The organism is Allobranchiibius huperziae, from assembly GCF_013410455.1.
GTDB classification, from domain to species: domain Bacteria; phylum Actinomycetota; class Actinomycetes; order Actinomycetales; family Dermatophilaceae; genus Allobranchiibius; species Allobranchiibius huperziae.
On sequence record NZ_JACCFW010000001.1, the window covers coordinates 853941 to 873572 of the forward strand.

General features: G+C 72.1%; 15 protein-coding genes. 9 read left to right on the forward strand and 6 right to left on the reverse strand.

Annotated elements, in window-relative coordinates; genetic code table 11:
- Positions 1-98: 98 nt before the first annotated feature.
- A complete protein-coding gene (locus HNR15_RS04075) occupies positions 99-815 on the forward strand; it encodes a ferritin-like fold-containing protein (protein WP_179479335.1) in 717 nt (238 codons plus the stop codon).
- Here HNR15_RS04075 and HNR15_RS04080 read toward each other — a convergent pair.
- The 3 genes from HNR15_RS04080 to HNR15_RS04090 all read right to left on the reverse strand — a co-directional run bounded on the left by HNR15_RS04080 (position 805) and on the right by HNR15_RS04090 (position 3456).
- A complete protein-coding gene (locus tag HNR15_RS04080; RefSeq protein ID WP_179479336.1) occupies positions 805-2106 on the reverse strand; it encodes an HNH endonuclease signature motif containing protein in 1302 nt (433 codons plus the stop codon). The two genes, HNR15_RS04075 and HNR15_RS04080, sit on opposite strands and share 11 nt — an antisense overlap.
- 378 nt (positions 2107-2484) lie before the next feature.
- Positions 2485-2706, reverse strand: coding sequence for a DUF3107 domain-containing protein (locus tag HNR15_RS04085; protein ID WP_179479337.1), 222 nt, complete (start codon positions 2704-2706; stop codon positions 2485-2487).
- 120 nt (positions 2707-2826) lie between these two features.
- Entirely contained in the window at positions 2827-3456 is a 630-nt protein-coding gene (locus HNR15_RS04090; protein WP_179479338.1) for a TetR/AcrR family transcriptional regulator, read from the reverse strand.
- Between the two features lie 111 nt (positions 3457-3567).
- Between HNR15_RS04090 and moeB the strand changes: the two genes are divergently transcribed.
- The 3 genes from moeB to HNR15_RS04105 all read left to right on the forward strand — a co-directional run bounded on the left by moeB (position 3568) and on the right by HNR15_RS04105 (position 11239).
- Positions 3568-4707: a molybdopterin-synthase adenylyltransferase MoeB gene (gene moeB, locus HNR15_RS04095; protein WP_343048411.1), complete on the forward strand. Its 1140-nt coding sequence runs from the start codon at positions 3568-3570 to the stop codon at positions 4705-4707.
- A 65-nt stretch (positions 4708-4772) separates the two neighbouring features.
- Positions 4773-7919 (forward strand): ATP-dependent helicase, encoded by a 3147-nt coding sequence (locus HNR15_RS04100; protein ID WP_179479339.1) that lies wholly within the window; start codon positions 4773-4775, stop codon positions 7917-7919.
- Positions 7916-11239 (forward strand): UvrD-helicase domain-containing protein, encoded by a 3324-nt coding sequence (locus HNR15_RS04105; RefSeq protein WP_179479340.1) that lies wholly within the window; start codon positions 7916-7918, stop codon positions 11237-11239. Before HNR15_RS04100 ends, HNR15_RS04105 begins: the two co-directional genes overlap by 4 nt.
- A gap of 21 nt (positions 11240-11260) precedes the next feature.
- Here the strand turns inward: HNR15_RS04105 and HNR15_RS04110 are convergent, their stop codons facing one another.
- Positions 11261-12433 carry a phosphotransferase gene (locus tag HNR15_RS04110; protein WP_179479342.1) on the reverse strand — a complete coding sequence of 391 codons (1173 nt, stop codon included), beginning with the start codon at positions 12431-12433 and terminating at the stop codon, positions 11261-11263.
- A gap of 41 nt (positions 12434-12474) precedes the next feature.
- On the opposite strand from HNR15_RS04110, the gene nudC reads away from it, so the two are divergent.
- The 5 genes from nudC to HNR15_RS04135 all read left to right on the forward strand — a co-directional run bounded on the left by nudC (position 12475) and on the right by HNR15_RS04135 (position 17432).
- Complete coding sequence (nudC, locus tag HNR15_RS04115) at positions 12475-13389, forward strand: NAD(+) diphosphatase (RefSeq protein WP_179479344.1); 915 nt, start codon at positions 12475-12477, stop codon at positions 13387-13389.
- A gap of 16 nt (positions 13390-13405) precedes the next feature.
- The gene (locus HNR15_RS04120; protein WP_281373827.1) at positions 13406-15529 is read left to right on the forward strand and encodes an ATP-dependent DNA helicase UvrD2; all 2124 of its coding nucleotides are present in this window, start codon (positions 13406-13408) and stop codon (positions 15527-15529) included.
- A 128-nt stretch (positions 15530-15657) separates the two neighbouring features.
- Positions 15658-15870: a hypothetical protein gene (locus HNR15_RS04125; RefSeq protein ID WP_179479346.1), complete on the forward strand. Its 213-nt coding sequence runs from the start codon at positions 15658-15660 to the stop codon at positions 15868-15870.
- Between the two features lie 165 nt (positions 15871-16035).
- A complete protein-coding gene (locus HNR15_RS04130; protein ID WP_179479348.1) occupies positions 16036-16323 on the forward strand; it encodes a WhiB family transcriptional regulator in 288 nt (95 codons plus the stop codon).
- 275 nt (positions 16324-16598) lie between these two features.
- Complete coding sequence (locus HNR15_RS04135) at positions 16599-17432, forward strand: VOC family protein (protein WP_179479350.1); 834 nt, start codon at positions 16599-16601, stop codon at positions 17430-17432.
- Here the strand turns inward: HNR15_RS04135 and HNR15_RS04140 are convergent, their stop codons facing one another.
- Entirely contained in the window at positions 17433-18755 is a 1323-nt protein-coding gene (locus HNR15_RS04140) for an ABC1 kinase family protein (RefSeq protein WP_179479352.1), read from the reverse strand. It abuts the gene before it with no gap.
- 18 nt (positions 18756-18773) lie between these two features.
- A complete protein-coding gene (locus tag HNR15_RS04145; RefSeq protein WP_179479354.1) occupies positions 18774-19583 on the reverse strand; it encodes a hypothetical protein in 810 nt (269 codons plus the stop codon).
- Positions 19584-19632 lie beyond the last annotated feature (49 nt).

Consider the following 19632-nt stretch of genomic DNA (forward strand, 5'->3'; position numbering starts at 1 on the left):
GGCGAAGTTGATGTCGAACGTGTCGTATGCCGACCGGGCACCTCTTGACAACCTGCAGTCTACCGGTAGTTCCCCATCCGCCCCGCTAGCATCGCGTGATGACCGACTCGCCCACGCAGACTTCCGACGAACGACCCACCGACGCGGACCTGCAGGACCCGGTCTTCCGGTCAGGTGTGACGGCGTTGCTGGGGGTGCTCGCCTACGGCGAACTGAAGAGTTTCTTCGCCACTGTCGAGGATGCCGGGATGGCGCCCGGAGTCGGGCGTAAGGAAGCCATGGCGGCGTTCGCGGTGCGCGAATTCGAGCACTATCAGGCGTTGTCGGAGCGACTGCGGCAGTTGGGCGCCGACCCGCAGCGGGCAATGGAGCCGGTGGTCGATGCGGTCGACGAGTGGCACCGCCGTACGAAGCCGAAGAACTGGACCGAGGGCCTGATGAAGGCGTACGCCGGGCAGTCGATCGCCACCGACTTCTACCGCGAGTGCGCCCAGTGGGTCGACCCGGAGAGCCGGACCCTGATGTTGGAGGTGCTGGGCGACAACGAGCAGGCCGACTACGTCGAGGCGCAGCTGCGCGACGCCATCGCCGCGGACAGCCGGGTCGCGAGCACGCTCGCCCTGTGGGGACGGCGCCTGGTCGGCGAAGCCATCACTCAGGCGCAGCTGACGATCGCGGAGAACGACCAGCTGGAGAAGTTCCTCGTGGCCGACGGCTCGGGCAGCGGGATGTCCCTGGAGGAGCTGTCGGAGCTGTTCACCCGGCTCACCGATGCCCACAAGGCGCGGATGGAGACCCTCGGCCTTACTGCCTGAGGCGCTCACTCCGTCGGCGGAATCTGACCTGGTCCAGGTGCAGGATCTCGTTGGTGGGTCCGGGGTAGCGCGGTGGTGCTGGCTGAACCGGGGGTGGTGTTGTGCCGGGTGGGGCGGTGGCGGCGGCGGGTTCGATCGGGTGGCCGTGGCGGGTGGCGAATCGGAACCGTCCGGGGCGACCGCCGCTTGGTCGGATGGTGAAGTCGCCTGCGTGATGGCGGTCGTGGTGGTGAGGGCACAGGCTGATCAGGTTGTCGATGTTGGTGGGTCCGCCGTCGGCCCAGTGAGTGATGTGGTGGCATTCCAGGTGGTGGATGGCTGCGCAGCCGGGGTAGGCGCAGCCGCGGTCGCGGTCTTCGACCAGGCGCCGGGTGCGGCGGGGCACGATGCGGTGGGCGCGTCCGACGTTCACGGGGGTGCCGCCGGTTTCCCAGACGGGTTGGAGCACCCCGTCGCAGGTCCACTTCCTCAGGAGGTGCGGTGGTAGGGCGCCGCGTGTGGTGAGCCAGCCTTGGCCGGTGGTGTCCAGGTGCAGGTAGATCCGGAATTTGTCGGCCCGCCCGGCAATCCCGGTGGTACCAGCCTGCAGGGATCGGGTCGCCAGTTGGGCCATCGCGTCCGCGAGACGCACCCGCCGCCCCTGTTCTTTGGTGTCGGTCGCGAGGAAGAGGGCGTCTTTGGCCTCCGCCAGGGCTTGTTGGACCAGGGCGCCGATGTCGGCGGGTGCGGAGTAGCTCAGGTGGAACCGGTCGTGGTCGAACCACATCGACAGTTCCGCCGGTTGCGCCGCGACCGAGAACGGTTCCGGTGGTGGGGTGGGGCTGTCGGCGTCGGCGTCGTTGGTGGTGGCGAAGTCGTATTTGACCAGGGCCCGGCGCAGTTGGGGCACGGTGGCGTGCACAGCCAGGTCCACTACGGCCTGGTCGTACCCGGTCGGGGTGTGCGCGGCGACCACGGCGGCCTGACCCAGCGACAGCCGACCGGAGTGCACCTCCCGGGACAGGGCGGGTAGCTCGGCGGACCGGGTGGCGATCCGGACCAGGTCGCGAGCGGTGGCGGGGGAGACTCCGGCGAAACAGGTCAACCAGTGCTCGGGGGAGCGGATCCCACCGATCGCCCACGACTCCTCGCGCACCAGGTCGGTGACCAGGTCGATCAGGTCGGCGTGTGCGGCGTTCAACCGCCCGCAGATCGCCCCGACCTCGTCCAACGGGTCCACGGCCGAAAGAGCAGCAGCCACAGCACCGCCCGCGCTGTCACTGACAGCTGCGAGACCCGGTGTCGAACTCATGTATGAATTCAATCACCGCCCACCGACAGCCCACATCGAGCGCGGCGGAAGGTCGCTTGCCGAGCGGACGTCGTCACCGAGTCGGCGACACCCGAGGACCTCGATGAGGTCCTCGCCTTGTACCGCTCGGTTGGCTTATGTAGAAGACCCCGAGGTGCTCCGAGCTGCCCTAGCCAGCTCGACCACCGTCGTGGTCGGCCGCCGTCTCGTCGAGACCGCGCTTCAACCCTTCGGCTCGGTGCGCCAGAAGGTCCTGCTCACCGACGACGAGCCCGGTCAACGAGCCTTCTACGAATCACTCGGTTACCGCGAGCCCCGTGACTTCGGCCGCGGCACGCTGGGCGTTAGTCAGGTTCTATGGCTGAAGCCACAGTTCGGTCAGCTGCCGAAACCGACCCGTCGTACCTGCTCCGAGGCGACGTCGACGTACGCGAGCGCGGACGCCGACACCGTCACGGTGTGGCCGCGCTCGTCGGCGAGCACCAGCGGCTCGCCGGATTTGAGCGAGGCGGCGACCAGGTCGCGCACCTCGTCCGGGGTCTGCTCTGACTCCAGCACAACTTCGCGTGCCACGTGCTGCACGCCGATCCTGACCTCCATCGGGGGTCCTTCCGGGTAGTCGGGGCCGGCGTACGCCGACCGTCGCAGGTTGATCTCCTACCCACCGTAAGCGCGTGCGGCCCCAGAAGATTCCACGGGGCTGCGTCCGGGCCGGGTGGGCTATTCGGCGGTCTTCGGGAATCCGGCGAGCCCGCGCCACCCCAGGGCGATGACGAGACGCTCGGCCTCCGCACGTGACATGCGGGTGGCCGCCTCCTGGTGCAGCCAATCGCGGGCGACCACCTGTGCCATCCCGACCAGCGACACGCCGAGCAGTTGGGCCTGTTGCGGCGTCAGATCGGTGTCCTCGGCGATGACGGCGGCGACCGACGCCGCGCACGCTGCGTCCATCTGGCGCACCCGCTGACGGACCGCGGGCTCGTCGATGAGGTCGGACTCGAAGACCAGCCGGAAGGCACCGTCCTCGCGCTCGACGAACTCGAAGAACGCGCTCATCGCCGCCGCGACGCGCGTGGCGTTGTCGTGGGTTGCGGCGAGCGCCTCCTGGACGAGCCGGGGCACCTCGGTGGTGTGCCGGTCGATCAATGCCAGATAGAGGTCCAGCTTGCCCGGGAAATGCTGGTAGAGCACGGGTTTGCTGACACTGGCGCGGATCGCTATCTCGTCCATCGACGCAGCGTGGTACCCGGAATCGGCGAACACGGCCTGCGCCGCCTCGAGCAGCTGCGCGCGGCGCGCCGATCGCGGAAGTCGCCCACCCCGGGCGTACACATCGGTCTGGCTTCCCACTCTGACTCCATCCTCCGGCCGGACCGACCGTCCCGGCGCGGATTGCGCGCGAGTCGGCCCCCTACCGGCGAGTTAGGTCGGCATCCTATTCCCACGACTACCGTTGCCGATGTGACGCGCCGACCTCTGACCACCCCCGGACCGCCGTTGGAACAAGGCCAGGTACAGCGCTATTCCCGGCATCTGCTGCTCGAGGAGATGGGCGACACGGGTCAACGACGGCTCGCGACCGCCCGCGTGCTCGTGGTCGGTGCGGGGGGCCTCGCCGCCCCCGTGGTGTCCTATCTGGCCGCCGCCGGCGTCGGTCGGCTGACCGTGGTCGACGACGACGTCGTGGAGCTGTCCAACCTGCAGCGGCAGGTGCTTTTCACCCCGGGTGACGTTGGTGCTCTCAAAGCGCAGGTGGCCAGAACCGTTGTCGCGCGAGCGAACCCGGACGTGGAGTTCGAGGCGGTCGCGCAGCGGTTCGAGCCCGGGAACGCGATGGATCTGGCCGCGGACCACGACCTGGTGGTCGACGCGACCGACAACTTCGAGACCCGCTACCTGCTCAACGACACCTGCGTGCTGCTGGGTCTGCCGTTGGTGTGGGCGTCCGTGGAGCGCTTCGCGGGGCGCGCCGCCGTGTGGTCGGTGGGCGAAGGGCCCTGCTACCGCTGCGTCTTCCCTCACCAGCCCCCGGCCGGCGCCATCCCGTCGTGCGCCGAGGCGGGCGTGCTCGGCGCCGTACCCGGCGTGATGGGCGCGATCCAGGCGGCCGAGGTCGTCAAGCTCATCCTCGGGGTCGGAGAGCCGCTCATCGGCCGACTGCTGGTGCACGACGCGCTCGCTCAGAGCTGGGACACGCTGCCGGTCGCGGCCGATCCGGGGTGCCCCGTGTGCGGCGAAGCGCCCACCATCACCTCGTTGCCGCGGCCGGTCACCGAGTCGCCCGTGCCGGAGGTCTCACCCGCTGCGCTGCGCGAGCTGTTGGCGAGCGATGGCGCCCGCGTCATCGACGTACGCACCCCGGCCGAGCGCGACATCGTGTCGCTGCCGTTCGCCGAGCACCTGGACGCCGTCGACGTCGGGGTACGCCGGGTCGGCCAGCCGGACGGGCGCACTCTCGTGCTGCACTGCAAGTCCGGTGCCCGATCCGCGGCTGCCGTCCGCGCCCTGCTGAACGAGGGGTACGACGGGCCGGTCGCCTCCCTGCGCGGCGGCATCCTCGCCTGGGTCGACGAGGTCGACCCCGCTTTGCCGCGCTACTGAAATCCTCCCGGTGCCGGGAGGATGAAGGTGTCGGTGGCCCGTGATGGGATGCGGGCGTGGTGAGGATGCGACGCGCTGCCGTGTCCGCGGCGGACTGGCCCGCGCTGGACGACGTCCAGGAGCAGGTGGTGAGGGGGACCGAGCGATCCCTCGTGGTGCTCGGGGCGCCCGGCACCGGCAAGTCCACCGTCGCGATCGAGACGGTCGTGGCCGCCGTCGAGGGCGGGCTCGCACCCGACGAGTGCCTGCTGCTCGCCCCCACCCGGGTGCAGGCGGCCGCGCTGCGCGACCGGCTGACCGCGCGACTGCAGGCCACCTCGACCGAGCCGGTCGCTCGCACCCACCAGTCGCTGGCCTTCGGGATGCTGCGCGAGGCGGCGGCGCTGCACGGCGAGCCAGCACCACGCCTGCTGTCCGGGCCCGAGCAGGACGTCGTGCTGCGCGAGCTGCTGGCCGGGCACGCGGCGGGTGAGGGCGACGCACCGCAGTGGCCGGACTTCGTCCGGGAAGCGTTGCCCACCAGAGGTTTCCGGGCCGAGCTGCGCGATCTGCTCATGCGAGCCGTCGAGTGGGGCCTGGACGGTGAGGCGCTGCGCGAGCTCGGGGTGCGGCACGAGCGGCCGGCATGGGTCGCCGCGGCGCAAATGCTCGACGAGTACGACCGGGTCACGGCCCTGTCCCGCCCCGGCGCGTACGACCCGTCGTGGATCCTGGGCGCGGCCGCCACGCTGCTCGACACGGACGCCGAAGCTGCCGCGAGACTGCGCCGGCGCACCCGCCTCGTGGTCGTCGACGACGCACAGGAGCTCACGCACGCGTCGGCGACCCTGCTCGACGCGATCGCGCACCCCGGCGCCCGCCTGGTGCTGCTGGGCGACCCCGACTCCACGGTGCAGGGTTTCCGCGGCGCCGATCCGCGCTACCTGCGGATGCTGGCCGAACGACGCGGCGCCCCGGATCCGGTCGTGCTGCCCCGGTCCTACCGCGTCGGGCCCCGCATCGGTGCTGCGACCGGACGGGTCGCCGAGCGGATCGGCACGGTCGACGCGGGGCTGCAGCGCGCCGCGGCGCCGGTCCAGCGCGTCGACCACGTCGAGGTCGCCCTGCTGCGCGCGACGTCCCAGGAGGCGGCCTACGTCGCAGCGCGGTTGCGCGAGTGCCACCTGATGGAGGGCGTGCCGTGGTCGCAGATGGCGGTGATCGTGCGCGGGCAGGCCCGCGCAGTCGCCTTGCGGCGCGCGTTCGCCGGGTCCGGCGTGCCGGTCGCGGTGCCCGCCACCACGCTGCCGGTGCGTGACGAACCTGCGGTGCGCCCGTTCCTGCTGCTGCTCGAGACGGCGATCGCGCTGGTCGACGGGCAGCCGCACCCGATCACCCCGGAGGCCGCGGTCGACCTGCTGACCTCGCCGCTCGGCGGGGCCGACGCGATCGAGCTGCGCCGGATGCGCCGGGTGATGCGCGCGACCGAGCTCGACGACGGCGGCAGCAGGTCCAGCGACGAGCTGCTCGCCGCCGCGGTGGTGTCCTCCGGGCCGCTGGACGAGCCGGAGCTGGCGCCCGCGGCCCGGATCGCGCGGGTCCTGCGCGCGGGCCTGACCGCCGGGGAGCAGCCAGCCGCCAGCGCCGAGACGGTGCTGTGGGCCATGTGGTCGGCGAGCGGCCTGGCCGACCAGTGGCGCGACACCGCGCTCGCGGGCGGGGCGCCCGGCACGCGGGCCGACCGCGACCTCGACGCGATGATGGCGCTCTTCGCGGCGGCCGCGGCGTACGACGACCGGCTCCCCGGTTCGGCTCCCGCCGGTTTCTTGGAGCACATCCGCGGTCAGGACGTGCCCGGCGACCGCATCGTGCCCGCAGCGCCCGAGGACGGCTCGGTGGCCCTGATCACCCCCGCGGCCGCCGCGGGCCGGCAGTGGCGGGTGGTGGCGGTGTGCGGCGTGCAGGAGGGCGTGTGGCCCGACCTGCGGCTGCGCGGTTCCTTGCTGGGCTCCGAGGCCCTCGTCGACGTCATGCGGGGCCGGGAGGCGCGGCTGGAGTCCGCAGAGCTGCTGCGTGCGGCGCAGGCGGCGGTCCGCTACGACGAGACGCGCCAGTTCCACGTCGCGGTGAGCCGGGCGAGCGAACGCCTGCTGGTGACGGCGGTGCGCAGCGACGACGAGCAGCCGTCGGCGTACCTGGATCTGATCGATCCGCCGCAGCAGGACGGTGACGGCACGGCCTCCGAGGCGCGCCAACCGGTCGGCGTCCCGGTCGCGCTCACCCTCACCGGCACGGTGGCGGCCCTGCGCCGGGAGATCGTGACCGGGTCGCCCGCAGCAGCCGACCGGGCGGCCGACGAGCTGGCCTACCTGGCAGCGCAGCACGTCCCCGGCGCCGACCCGGCCCAGTGGTGGGCTCTCACGCAGCTGTCCGACGACCGCCCGGTGCGTGCAGCGGATGCCGAGGTGCCGGTGTCGCCGTCCCGGGTCGAGTCGTTCGGCACCTGCGGGCTGAACTGGCTGCTCACCAGCGCGGGCGGTGACGGGCCCGATCTCGGCACCCGCAACCTCGGCACGCTGGTGCACGAGATCGCTGCCGAGTTCCCCGACGCCGATCTCGACACGATGACCGCCGAGCTCGACGAACGCTGGGCCCGGCTGGGCTACGGCGACACCTGGATGAGCGAACGCGACCGGGTCCGGGCCCACCGGATGCTCGCCTACCTGCACGACTACTTCGAGAAGGCCGCGGCCCAGGGGTGGAAGCAGGCCGGCGTCGAGGTGCGCATGGACGTCGTCGTCGGGCGAGCCCGTTTGCGCGGATCGGCGGACCGTCTGGAGTCGCAGGAGGGCGACGCGGGGATCCGGATCGTCGACTTCAAGACCGGGTCGTCCAAACCCAAGAACCCCGACGTGGAGGAGAACCCCCAGCTCGGCGTCTACCAGGTGGCCGTGATCGAGGGAGGTTTCAACGCGGGCGACCGGACGGCGGGGGCCCAGCTCGTGCACCTCGGCACGGCCGCGGGCAGGAAGAGCTTCCTGCCGCAGCCGCAGTCGCCGTTGGACACCGCCGAGAGGCGGTCGTGGGCCTACGACCTGCTCGCCCGGACCGCCGAGGGCATGTCGGCGGCGCACGTGACCGCCACCCTCAACGACCGTTGCCGCACCTGCCCCGTGCGTGGCTGTTGCCCGCTCCAGGAAGAGGGCCGCCGGCTCGGGGGTGACCAGGCGTGACACCGCGACTGGGGGCAGCCCACCTCGCCGACCAGCTGGGGCTGCCGGCACCCACCGCCGAACAGACGGCGGTCATCGAGGCGGCGCCCGACGAGCCGCTGCTCGTGGTCGCCGGCGCCGGATCCGGCAAGACCGAGACGATGGCCTCCCGGGTCGTGTGGCTCGTGGCCAACCGGTTCGTCCAGCCCGCCGAGGTGCTGGGCCTGACCTTCACCCGCAAGGCCGCCGGCGAGCTCGCCGAACGCGTCGGGCGCCGGCTGCGCCAGCTCACCGCGGTGGGTCTGTGGGAGCCGCCCGTCGATGCCGACGGCACCCGCAGCCTCGCCGACATCCCGACCGTGCAGACCTATCACTCCTACGCGGGCCGGATCGTCTCCGAGCACGGCCTGCGCCTCGGGATCGAGCCCGACTCCCGCCTGCTGTCCGAGGCGGCGGCCTGGCAGCTGGCCGCCGAGGTGGTGAGCGCGTACGACGGGCCGATGGAGCGGGTCGACAAGATGGAGTCCACCGTCGTCGCCGCGGTGGTTGACCTCGCCGGTGAGCTCGCCGAGCACCTGCGCAGCACCGACGAGGCGCGCGACTACCTCGAGGAGGTCGTGCGGCACATCGAGGGCCTGCCGGCGACCGGCCGCATCAAGGCGCTGTCCCAGGCCGACCGCCTGCTGCCTGCTGCCCTGCAGGCGCGTATCGACCTGCTGCCGATCATCGATCGCTACCAGGCCGCCAAGCGGGCGCGCACCAGTCTCGACTTCGCCGACCAGGTCGCCGTGGCGGCCCGTCTCGCGCGGTCCTTCCCTGACGTCGGCGCCGCCGAACGGGCGCGCTACCGGGCGGTGCTGCTGGATGAGTTCCAGGACACCAGCGAGGCCCAGCTCGTGCTGTTGCGCTCGCTGCTCGTGGCGCCGGGTGAGCCCGTGCCCGTCACGGCGGTGGGCGACCCGCACCAGTCGATCTACGGCTGGCGCGGTGCGAGCGCGACCAGCCTGTCGTCGTACGCCAGGGAGTTCGGCGGCGAGCACGGCACCCGCCAGTTGCCGCTCGCGACGAGCTGGCGCAACGACGTGGCGGTGCTCGACGTCGCCGATCGCACGGCGCAGCCGCTGCGCGAGGAGGGACTGCCGGTCGAGCCGCTGCGCCCTCGACCGGGCGCCCAGACCGGCGCCGTCGACGCGGCACGGTGCGAGACCTCCGACGACGAGGCGCAGCAGGTGGCGGGGTGGGTCGCGCAGCGGTGGTTCGACGACCGTGGGCGGCACACCGGCGCGACCGCCGCGGTGCTGTGCCGCAAGCGGTCCCTCTTCCGGTCGGTCGTCGAGCATCTGGAGCGTGCCGGACTGCCGGTCGAGGTCGTCGGCGTCGGCGGGTTGCTGACGACGCCGGAGGTCGGCGACGTGGTGAGTCTTCTGTGGGCCGTGCAGGATCCGACGCGCGGCGACCGGTTGATGCGATTGCTGACCGGGCCCGCGATGCGCCTGGGGGCGGCCGACCTGGCCGGGCTCTACGCGCGGGCGCGCGAGCTCAGCTTCCAGGAGAGCGGGACCCGGCGAGCGGGCGATCTCGAACAGGACTCCCGGGAGCAGCCGAGCATCGTGGAGACCCTCGAGCGACTGCCGAACGCGCAGTGGCGCGGCCGGGAGGACGAGCGGATCGGGGAGGTCGCGCTGCACCGGCTGCACTGGCTGGCGGGCCTGATCCGGCGGGTGCGGTCGATGACGGCACTGCCGCTGCCCGAGCTGGTCGGGGAGGCCGAGCGGCTCCTCGGCGTCGACCTCGAGGTGCTCTCCCGCGCCGAGCACACGCCGGGGTCCGCCCGCGTGCATCTCGACGCGTTCGCGGACGTCGCGGCCCAGTTCACCGCGCAGGCCGAGCGGCCCACGCTGAGCGGTTTCCTGTCGTGGCTGGACGCCGCGCTGCGCGAGGAACGCGGGCTGGAGACGACGTTCCTGGAGACCAATACCGCCGCCGTGCAGGTCCTCACCGTGCACGCGGCCAAGGGCCTGGAGTGGGACTACGTCGCGGTGCCCGGCCTGGTGGAGGGCACCTTCCCCGCTCATTCCAACCCGCCCACCTGGAAGAAGCAGCACGACGGCTGGGCCATCGGCGCCTCGGGCGAGCCGGACCTGCACCACACCTGGGCGACCACCGACACCGGTTGGACCGGCGGACTGTCCGGCCTGCCATACGACCTGCGCGGCGACGTCGACGGCCTACCGGAGTTCGAGTGGGCAGCCGACGACATCGCCGGTTTCCGCGAGGCCGTGACCGACTTCAAGGGGCGCGGCGGCGCGCACGCGATCGCCGAGGAACGGCGGCTGGCCTACGTCGCGTTCACCCGGGCCCGGCACGGGATGCTGCTGACCGGCGCGGTGTGGGGGGCCGGCAAGAAGCCGCGCCTGACCTCGCGCTTCCTGCTCGAGCTGGTCGACGCAGGTCTCGTGCGCCGCGGCGAATGGGTCGACCTGCCGGCCGACCCCGAGGCCGTCAACCCCGCCGACGACGACGACCGCACGGCGACCTGGCCCGGTGACCCCATGGCGTCCCGGCGCGCGACGCTCCACGACGGTGTCGAGCGGGTGCGCGCGGCCCTGGAACGCGCGACCGTGGACGGACCGGTCGCCCTGCCCGACGACGGGCGCACCCACCGCCTGCGGGTTCTGCTCGCCGAGCGTGAGGCGCAGCGTGCCCGCCGCGAACAGCACGTCGTCCTGCCGGGCCACCTGTCCACCTCCGCCCTGGTCGCCCTGGCACAGGACCCCGAGCAGTTCGCGCTCGATGTCCGCCGACCGATGCCCGCGGCGCCTGCGCTCGCAGCCCGACGCGGCACCGCGTTCCACGCGTGGGTCGAGCAGCACTTCCAGCGCGCCGCCCTGCTCGACATCTCCTCGCTGCCCGGCTCCGGTGACGACGACGCCGACCTCGACGCGGACCTGGAGGCGATGAAGGCCCGGTTCCTCGCCTCGGAGTGGGTCGACCGCACTCCGGTCGACGTCGAGGTGGCACTCGAGACGTGGATCGACGGGATCAGCGTGCGCGGCCGGGTCGACGCCGTCTTCCCGTCCGCCGACGGCACGGGTTTCGTGATCGTGGACTGGAAGACCGGTCGTCGTCCGACCGGCGAGCTGGCAGCCACCCGGGCGTTGCAGCTGGCGGCGTACCGGATCGCGTACGCCCGGTTGCACGGCATCGACCCCGAATCGGTGCAGGGCGCGTTCTACTACGCGGCGACGGGGGAGACGGTGCGTCCGCCCCTGCCGAGCGTGCAGGAGATCGCCGCGGTCGTGGGCTCCATCCCCGCCGAGCACGAACCCGACCGCACCTGACGCCGCCCGTTCGCGGGCAGCTCAGCCCTGGCTGGAGCCTTTGCTCTCTTCCTGCCCGTCGTGCGAGTCGTCATCGGCACCGTCGGCGTCCTGCTCACCGTCGGTGAGCGAGGGCGGCGCGACGGTTGCGCCGCCGGCACCACTCGGGCGAACGCTCGTCGTGATCGGGATCTCGACGGTCTCGTCGTCACCGGACAGGTCGTCCAGTGCCTCGACGTCGGCCGGGTCGACCGGCTCGACCGGGACCGCCGCGGGCGGTCGCTGCCGTATGAAAGGCGACGGCATCAGACGGTCATCGTCGGCGGAGGTCTCGGCGAACCGCCGCAGCGCGGCCGCCCGTCGGTCGACCAGCCGCTCGTCGTCCGCGGCGACGGCGTCGAGCAGGGCGGTCACCCGGTGCAGCTCGGCGCTGAGCCGGATGCGGCGTTCCAGGTGCACGTCCGGGCGCTCGCGCCGGGCACCCGCGTAGGCCTCGAGCACGGTGTCGAATGCGTCGGGGGATGCCAACACGAGCAGCGCCGCGAAGTCCTCGGCGGGGTCGGCGACGCCCGCGCCCTCCCAGACGTCGATGGCGGTGACGGTGCCGTCCGCGAGGACGTGTGCTCTTTCGAGGGTGCCGTGGGTGACGCAGGTCGCGAACTTCCACAGCGTCACCTCCTCCAGCGCGCGCTCCCAGCGGGTGAGCAGTGCCGGGGGCACGTGCCCGGTGCTCGCCGCGCGGTCGAGGGCCGCGAGGCGGCGCGCGCGGTAGGCGTCGGCGTCGTACGTCGGTAGGCCGGCCTCCTCGACCACCCGCGGGTCGGTGTCGTGCAGGGCGGCGACGGCAGCTCCGACGGAGCGCGCCAGGTCCGACCCGGAGACCAGCTCACGCCACACCATCGGTGCACCAGGCAGCACGGGGTGGACGACGACGGTGGTGCCGTCGTCGCCGGTCGCGGTCCCGGCGACGTCCGGCACCGCGAACGGCATCCGGGTGCGCAACAGCCGAAGCAGCCCGACCGATGCCTCGAGGGCGGCGCCGGCAGCCGGGTCGAGAGCGGCGCGCACGGTCCACGGCGTTCCGGCGGCATCGGTCACCAGCACGCTCTGGTACTGCGCACCGGGGGCCGTCGGCAGCTCCTGGACGCTCACGGGCCGCAGGGTCGGGGTCGCGGCGTGGGCCAGGGCGGCGAGGGTGAGGATGGGGCGGAGCACGTGCTCAACGGTAAACGCAGGGCGGGCCGTAGCCTGGGAACGTGCCTGCGACACCCACGAGCCTGTCCGATCTGGTGCTGTCCCGCACGACGCTGGACCGCGCCGCCCACCGACGCCACGATCCCGGGCTGCTGGGGCGGCTCCTGACCAGTCCGCAGACCCGCGTCCTCGATCTGTACGGCGATCGCGCACGAGTGCGGGACGGAGGGCTGGTCCTGCGCGCGCCGGAGGCCGGCGACCTCGATCGGCCAGCCGTCTTCCTCGGGGTGGCCGACGGCGCCGAGGTGGTCGCGGTCGACCGGATCGACGACGAGGCGCCGCAGGACGCGGCCACCATGCGCAGCGTCGGGCTCGACCTGGACACCCATGACGTCGGCATCCTCACCACGGGTCTCGGCATCGTGAACTGGCAGCGCACGCAAGGCTTCTGCCCGCGCTGCGGCGCTCGCGCCGAGGTGTCCGAGTCCGGATGGGGCCGGCGCTGCACCCGCGAGGGCACCGAGCAGTACCCCCGGACCGACGCTGCCGTGATCATGTCCGTCATCGATGACGACGACCGGCTGCTGCTGGCGCGCGGCACCCGCTTCGGCGGCACCACCAACCGGATGTCGGTGCTGGCTGGTTTCGTGGAGCCCGGTGAGTCGCTGGAGCACGCGGTCGCCCGTGAGGTCGAGGAGGAGGTGGGTGTGAGCGTGTCGCAGGTCGACTTCCGCGGTGACCAGCCGTGGCCGTTCCCCGCGTCCCTGATGGTGGGGTTCGCGGCGCGCGCGACGTCCACCGAGCTGGTGCTGCAGGACGAGGAGATCGCCGAGGCGCGCTGGTTCAGTCGCGTGGAGCTCGCCGCCGCGCTCGGCGACGGATCGCTCGGCGTACCCCCTTCGCTCTCGATCGCCCGGCACCTCATCGAGGACTGGTACGGCGGCCCGTTGCCGGAGCAGGCCGGCGAACGATGGTGACGTCGGTGGGCCGCTGATGGCCAGCGCCGACGAGGTGCTGGCGGGCCTGGATCCGGAGCAGCGTCAGGTCGCCTCACAACCGCTCGGTCCGATGTGCGTGCTCGCGGGTGCGGGCACCGGCAAGACCCGGGCGATCACCCACCGGATCGCGTACGGCGTGCTGTCCGGCGCCTACCAGCCCGGCCGCGTGCTCGCGGTGACCTTCACCGCACGCGCGGCCGGTGAGATGCGCACCCGGTTGCGCGAGCTCGGCCTGCCGGGCGTGCAGGCCCGCACCTTCCACTCCGCAGCGTTGCGTCAGCTGCACTTCTTCTGGCCGCAGACCATCGGCGGTCCCGCGCCGGAGGTGCTGAAGCACAAGGCGCCGGTCGTCGCCGAGGCCGGTTCGCGGCTGCGGCTGCGACTTGACCGGGTCGTCATCCGCGACCTCGCGGCCGAGATCGAATGGGCCAAGGTCGCGATGGTGACCCCCGCGGGCTACGCCGTCGCGGCGCGGGCCGCCGGGCGCACGCCGCCGGAGCTCGACCTGACCGCGATGGCGCGGCTCTTCGAGACCTACGAGGAGGTCAAGACCGCGCGCGGAGTCATCGACTTCGAGGACGTGCTGCTGCTGATGACCGGCATCCTTGCCGAGCACGAGGACGTCTCGCGGGCCGTGCGCGCGCAGTACCGGCACTTCGTGGTCGATGAGTACCAGGACGTCAACACCGTCCAGCAGGCGCTCCTCGATCAGTGGGTGGGGGACCGCGCCGACCTGTGCGTGGTCGGCGACCCCGCGCAGACGATCTACTCCTTCACAGGTGCCAGTCCTCGGCACCTGACCGACTTCTCCCAGCGCGCCGGCGTCGCAGTCACCAGGCTGGTGCGCAACTACCGCTCGACCCCGCAGGTCGTGCAGCTGGCCAACCTCGTCCTGCAGGCCGGCGCCCGCGAGAGCGAGGGGGTGCAGCTGCAGGCGCAGTCCGACGCGGGACCCGTCCCGCAGCTGGTGCAGCTGCCCGACGACCAGGCCGAGGCCGACGAGGTCGCCCGCCGGATCAAGGCACTGATTGCCGACGGCGTAGCACCGTCCCAGATCGCGGTGCTCTACCGGATCAACGCCCAGTCCGAGGTGCTGGAGCAGGCGCTGTCCGCGGTCGACGTGCCCTATCTCGTGCGGGGCGGAGAGCGGTTCTTCGAGCGCGCCGAGGTGCGGTCGGCGGTGGTGCTCCTGCGGGGGGCCGTGCGCTCGGACGACGGCGCCGACCCCCTCGGCAAGGTGGTGCGCGACGTCATCACGGCGGCCGGGTGGTCACCCCGCCGGCCCGGCGGGGGCGCCGTTCTCGAACGCTGGCAGTCCCTCGACGCGCTCGCGACCCTGGCCGACGACTTCGCCGACATGACCGGGCTGCGGATGCGGGAGTTCGTGGCGGAGCTGGACCGCCGGGCCAGCGAGCAGCACGCCCCGACCGTCGAGGGCATCACGCTCGCCTCCCTGCACGCGGCCAAGGGCCTGGAGTGGGACGCGGTCTTCCTCATCGGCTGCTCGGAGGGACTGCTGCCCTTCTCGATGGCGGAGGGTCCGGCGCAGGTCGCGGAGGAGCGCCGACTGCTCTACGTCGGCCTCACCCGCGCCCGCCGACACCTCACCCTCACCTGGGCGGCGTCACGCAACCCCGGAGGTCGCGCGTCGCGCAAGCCCTCCCGTTTCCTGTCGTCCGCGACGGCGGTCCTCGGCGAGGGTGCCCGCGGCCCGGCCCGCACGGCCGGACCCGCCCGCAGTTCGCGGGTGCGCACCGCCAAGGTGAGCAACTGCCGGGTCTGCGGCAAAGTGCTGCACGCCGCAGCCGAGCGCAAGATCGGCCGGTGCGGGGAATGCCCTCCCGGTTACGACGAGGCGCAGTTCGAGGCGTTGCGTGCCTGGCGGCTGGCCGTCGCCACCGCCACGAAGGTGCCCGCGTTCGTGGTCTTCACCGACGCCACGCTGGTCGCCATCGCCGAGCAGCGGCCGACCGATGTGGCCGGCCTGTCGGTCATCTCCGGGGTGGGGGCCCGCAAACTGGCGACGTACGGGGAGTCCGTGCTCGGCGTACTCGCGGGTGACGACCCGCAATCTGCTGCCGAAAAGTGTTGTGCTGCAATGAAATCCGAATCAAAATGACAATGGTGGAAGATTTCCCGGAAAATCAGTTGCCCCGTCTTGTAGGGCACCCGTAACCTCGAACACGTTCAGCCCAGCCGCTTCGGTAGCGGTGTGGGGACCATGACAGCGAAAGGAGGGTCGGCCTGATGGAGAACATCACCGCCACGATCGAGCGCTCGCAGCGCGCGGCGATGACGTCTGCCCAGATCACGATGCCGACCCTCGCGGAGTTCGCACGTTGGTCCCAGGGGAGCATTGTCGCTACCGCCGCCCGGCGCCCGAAGTTCGCGCCGTACGGCACCGATGTCGTCGGCGACAACACCCCGTCCCGTTCCGCAGCTTGTGGACCACCTGGCTGAGATCAGCAGAGGAGTCTCACCTCCAGGCCGCGGAACCCACCACAGGGTCCGCGGCCTTTTTGTATGTCGCGGCCTTCGCACCGGAAGCGAAAACCCATGCAGACCAGCACGACCCGCCAACACAAAGCCCCCACAAGGGGCGCGACAACCAAGGAGGTGCCGGAGATGATGCTGACCGATCTGATCGATCACACCCAGCAGCAGGAGGACGCCGGGGCACGACTGCCGTGCCGGGTGAACGAAGCCGAACTGTGGTTCGCCGAGAGGCCGCAGGACGTCGAGTTCGCCAAGGCCCTGTGCGGCGACTGCCCACTGCGGGAGGCCTGCCTCGCCGGCGCCCTGGAGCGGTCCGAGCCGTGGGGCGTCTGGGGTGGGGAGCTGTTCGTCGGCGGCGTGACCGTCGCCAAGAAGCGGCCCCGTGGTCGCCCGAGGAAGCACCCGGTCGCTGCGTGATCAACGACTGACTCATGAATCGTCATATTCCACAAGGAGTTTCACCATGTACAGCATGCGGTATGTACAGGCCGCCACCCGACCACCCGGTCGGACGGAGAAGCGAGGGATCCCGCGACCCGCTCACCAGATCACGAGCGAGGTACGCCGGATCGAACGGCGTCGCTACCGGAAGTAGCAACACCGGCACCACGGGCCGGGTGGCCCACCACGGGCGCCCGGCCCGTTCGTCGTATCCGGGGTGATGTGCAGGTGTGCGGTGGGAGCCTGGACCCATGGGTGAGACGAAGCAGCGGACCTACCCCGAGGGCGTGACCTGCTGGGTGGACACCGACCAGCCGGACGTCGACGCGGCGCGGGAGTTCTACGGCGGTCTTCTCGGATGGAGCTTCACCGAGGCGATGCCGCCCGGGGCACCGAGCAGGTACGTCATCGCCCAGCGCGACGGCCGGGACGCGGCCGCGATCGCCGGTCCGACCGACGGCGTCGCGCGCTGGAACACCTACATCGCGGTCGACGACGTGGATGGCGCCACGGCACGCCTGGCGGGTCTCGGAGCGCAGGTGATCAGCCCGCCCGCGGACGCCGGCCCGGGAGGCCGTAACGCCACGCTCGCCGACCCCGAGGGCGTCCAGCTGCGGCTGTGGCAGGCGCGTCGGCGCCTGGGTGCGCAGATAGCGAACCAACCCGGTGCATGGAACTTCTCGGACCTGCACACGGCCGACCCGGACGCGGCCGGGCGTTTCTACTCCGGGGCGTTCGGCTGGCAGATCGCCGACGAGGGTGGGGCGACCTTCATCCGGGTGCAGGGGTACGGCGATCACCTGGAGGCCACGGTGGACCCGGATATCCGCACCCGGAACGCGAAGACCCCCGAAGGATTCATCGACGTGATCGGCGGCATGCGACAGGTCGAGCAGGGTGAACGACCGCACTGGCACGTGACCTTCAGCATCGCCGAGCGCGACGAGTCCGCTGCGCTCGCACAGCGCCTCGGCGGCACCGTATTGGGCACCACCGACACAGCCTGGGCTCGTGTCGCGATGATCCAGGATCCGCAGGGCGCGGTGCTCACCCTCAGTCAGTTCGCGCCGCCCGCGGACTGGTGATCAGTCCAGCGGGGGGAAGTCCGCGCCGGGCACGGCGCGATTGACGATCTCACGCGCCGGCACGGTGCCCTCGATCTGGCTGAGCACCGCGATCCCGCCGAGCCAGGCACGGTGGATGAGCAGGTAGCTCGGCGGCAGGTTGAGCTTCAGTCCGGTGGCGAACTGTGCGCTGCGCGGGTCGTTGACGTAGGCGAAGATGCTGCGCATCCACGCCCGGCTGAACTCGAACTCGGCGGTGTGCAGCGGCTCGAGGAAGACGCTGAGGTAGGCCAGCACCGCTTCGTCGTCCACGCGTACGCCGCGGCGGATGAAGCCCTCGGCGCGCAGTCCGTCGAGCAGTGCCGTCGCGTCACCGTCGACGGCGGCGTTGAGCAACTCGCCCAGCGCCGGCGGCAACCCGTCGGGCAGCCGGTTGATCGCACCGAAGTCGAGGACACCGAGACGGCCGTCGTCCATCAGGCGGAAGTTGCCGGGATGCGGGTCGGCGTGCAGCAGCCCGGCCCGGCCCGGACCGGCCACCAGGAACTCCAGGTAGTGGGCCGCCGCGGTGTCGCGCTGCTCCTGCGTGCCTGAGGCGATGATCGCCGACAGCGGTGTGCCGTCGATCCATTCGCTGACGATGGCGCCCGCACTGCTGGTCACGACGTGCGGGATCAGGTAGTCCGGATCGTCGTCGTAGGCCGTCGCGAACTGCTCCTGCATGGTGGCTTCGAGGGGATAGTCGGTCTCCTCGGCCATCCGGCCCTTGAGCTCGTCCAGGATCGGGCCGACGTCCAGGCCCGGCACCCAGCTGGTCGTCAGACGCATCACCCGGGAGACCTGCTGCAGGTCCGACATGAGTGCCTCGCCGGCACCGGGGTACTGCAACTTGACCGCCACCTGGCGTCCGTCCTTCCAGACGGCGCGGTGCACCTGGCCGATCGAGGCCGCGGCGATGGGCTTCTCGTCGAAGGACTCGAACTTGCCGCGCCACCGGGTGCCGAACTCCTCGCGCATGATCCGGCGCACCGAAGCGACGGGCATGGCCGGTGCGGAGTCCTGCAGCTTGGTCAGCGTCGCCCGGTAGGGACCGGCGATCTCGTCCGGAAGTGCGGCCTCGAACATCGACATCGACTGCCCGAACTTCATGGCGCCGCCCTTGAGGGAGCCGAGCACCCGGAAGAGCTGCGCCGCCGTCTGTGCCTGCAACTCCGCGGCGACCGCCTCGGCCGGCTTGCCACCGACCCGCTTCCCCAACCCGATCGCCGTGCGCGCTCCGAACCCCAGAGGAAGACTGGCGAGTTTGGCCGCGCGTACGACGCCCTTGCGGGGCAGGTCTGTCATGACATCGAGTATCACGCATCAACCGTCGGCGTCCGGGCAGCACCGGGGGTGTGCACGCCACAGCCGGTGCTGCACCCGGGGGCTCGGGGTGGTCACGGTGACCGAGACGCCGACCGGCAGCGGCTGCCCGCTCAGATGGCCCCGGGCCACGAGCCCGACCAGCCCGGACACGACCGCGCGCAGGTCGGCGGGGGCCGACACCGGGCCGAGCATGCCGAGCACGCCGGGAGCATCGACGCCGATGGCGGCGACGTCGTCCCACGGGCCACCGGCCGCGATGGCGGCCCACCCCGGGTCGCGGACGGCACGGTGGTGGTCCAGGCACCCCAGGCACGGACCGACGCCCGGCCGGATCAGCGGTCCGATCACGGCCCGGCCGGCGCCCAACACGACCGGCAGGTGGGGCACCCCGTCACGGCGCCAGCGTTCGGCGGCTCTCGCGGGGACGTGTTCCGCGGCGATCAGCACCGCCAGCGTGGTGTGGTCCGGGTCGGCCCGGGCGCCCATCCCGGTCAGCACGTCGCGGATCGCGTCCGGCACGCTGCCGACACCCGCGACGGTCACCGAACCGGAGACGGCGTCGGGGCCGGTCAACCGGGAGGCGGCGTCGCCGAGCAGGCGCACCACGTCCGGCCATCGGGTCGACGGCGGCCGGACGAGGTGCGCGCTGCCCCACTGGCGAGCGGTCATCGGTCCCAACCCGATGACCGCCCGTGTCTCGGCGTCACTCAGCCCACTCAGCACCAGAGCGCGCTCAGCCCCGAGACCCAGTGCCACCTCGCCGGGATCCCGCAGGTGGGCACGGAGCGGGACGGCGGCTGTGCTCACGGCGGGACTCCTCGTCGGCGGGAAGTCCACACCCTGGCAGTGGGCACCG

Excerpts from the sequence above, each read along its gene's own strand:
- HNR15_RS04140 (WP_179479352.1), bottom strand. The coding sequence starts at position 18,755 with ATGACAGACCTGCCCCGCAAGGGCGTCGTACGCGCGGCCAAACTCGCC.
- HNR15_RS04130 (WP_179479348.1), top strand. The coding sequence starts at position 16,036 with ATGATGCTGACCGATCTGATCGATCACACCCAGCAGCAGGAGGACGCC.
- HNR15_RS04125 (WP_179479346.1), top strand. The coding sequence starts at position 15,658 with ATGGAGAACATCACCGCCACGATCGAGCGCTCGCAGCGCGCGGCGATG.
- HNR15_RS04080 (WP_179479336.1), bottom strand. The coding sequence starts at position 2,106 with ATGAGTTCGACACCGGGTCTCGCAGCTGTCAGTGACAGCGCGGGCGGT.
- HNR15_RS04100 (WP_179479339.1), top strand. The coding sequence starts at position 4,773 with ATGCGACGCGCTGCCGTGTCCGCGGCGGACTGGCCCGCGCTGGACGAC.
- HNR15_RS04085 (WP_179479337.1), bottom strand. The coding sequence starts at position 2,706 with ATGGAGGTCAGGATCGGCGTGCAGCACGTGGCACGCGAAGTTGTGCTG.
- HNR15_RS04135 (WP_179479350.1), top strand. The coding sequence starts at position 16,599 with ATGGGTGAGACGAAGCAGCGGACCTACCCCGAGGGCGTGACCTGCTGG.
- HNR15_RS04075 (WP_179479335.1), top strand. The coding sequence starts at position 99 with ATGACCGACTCGCCCACGCAGACTTCCGACGAACGACCCACCGACGCG.
- HNR15_RS04120 (WP_281373827.1), top strand. The coding sequence starts at position 13,406 with ATGGCCAGCGCCGACGAGGTGCTGGCGGGCCTGGATCCGGAGCAGCGT.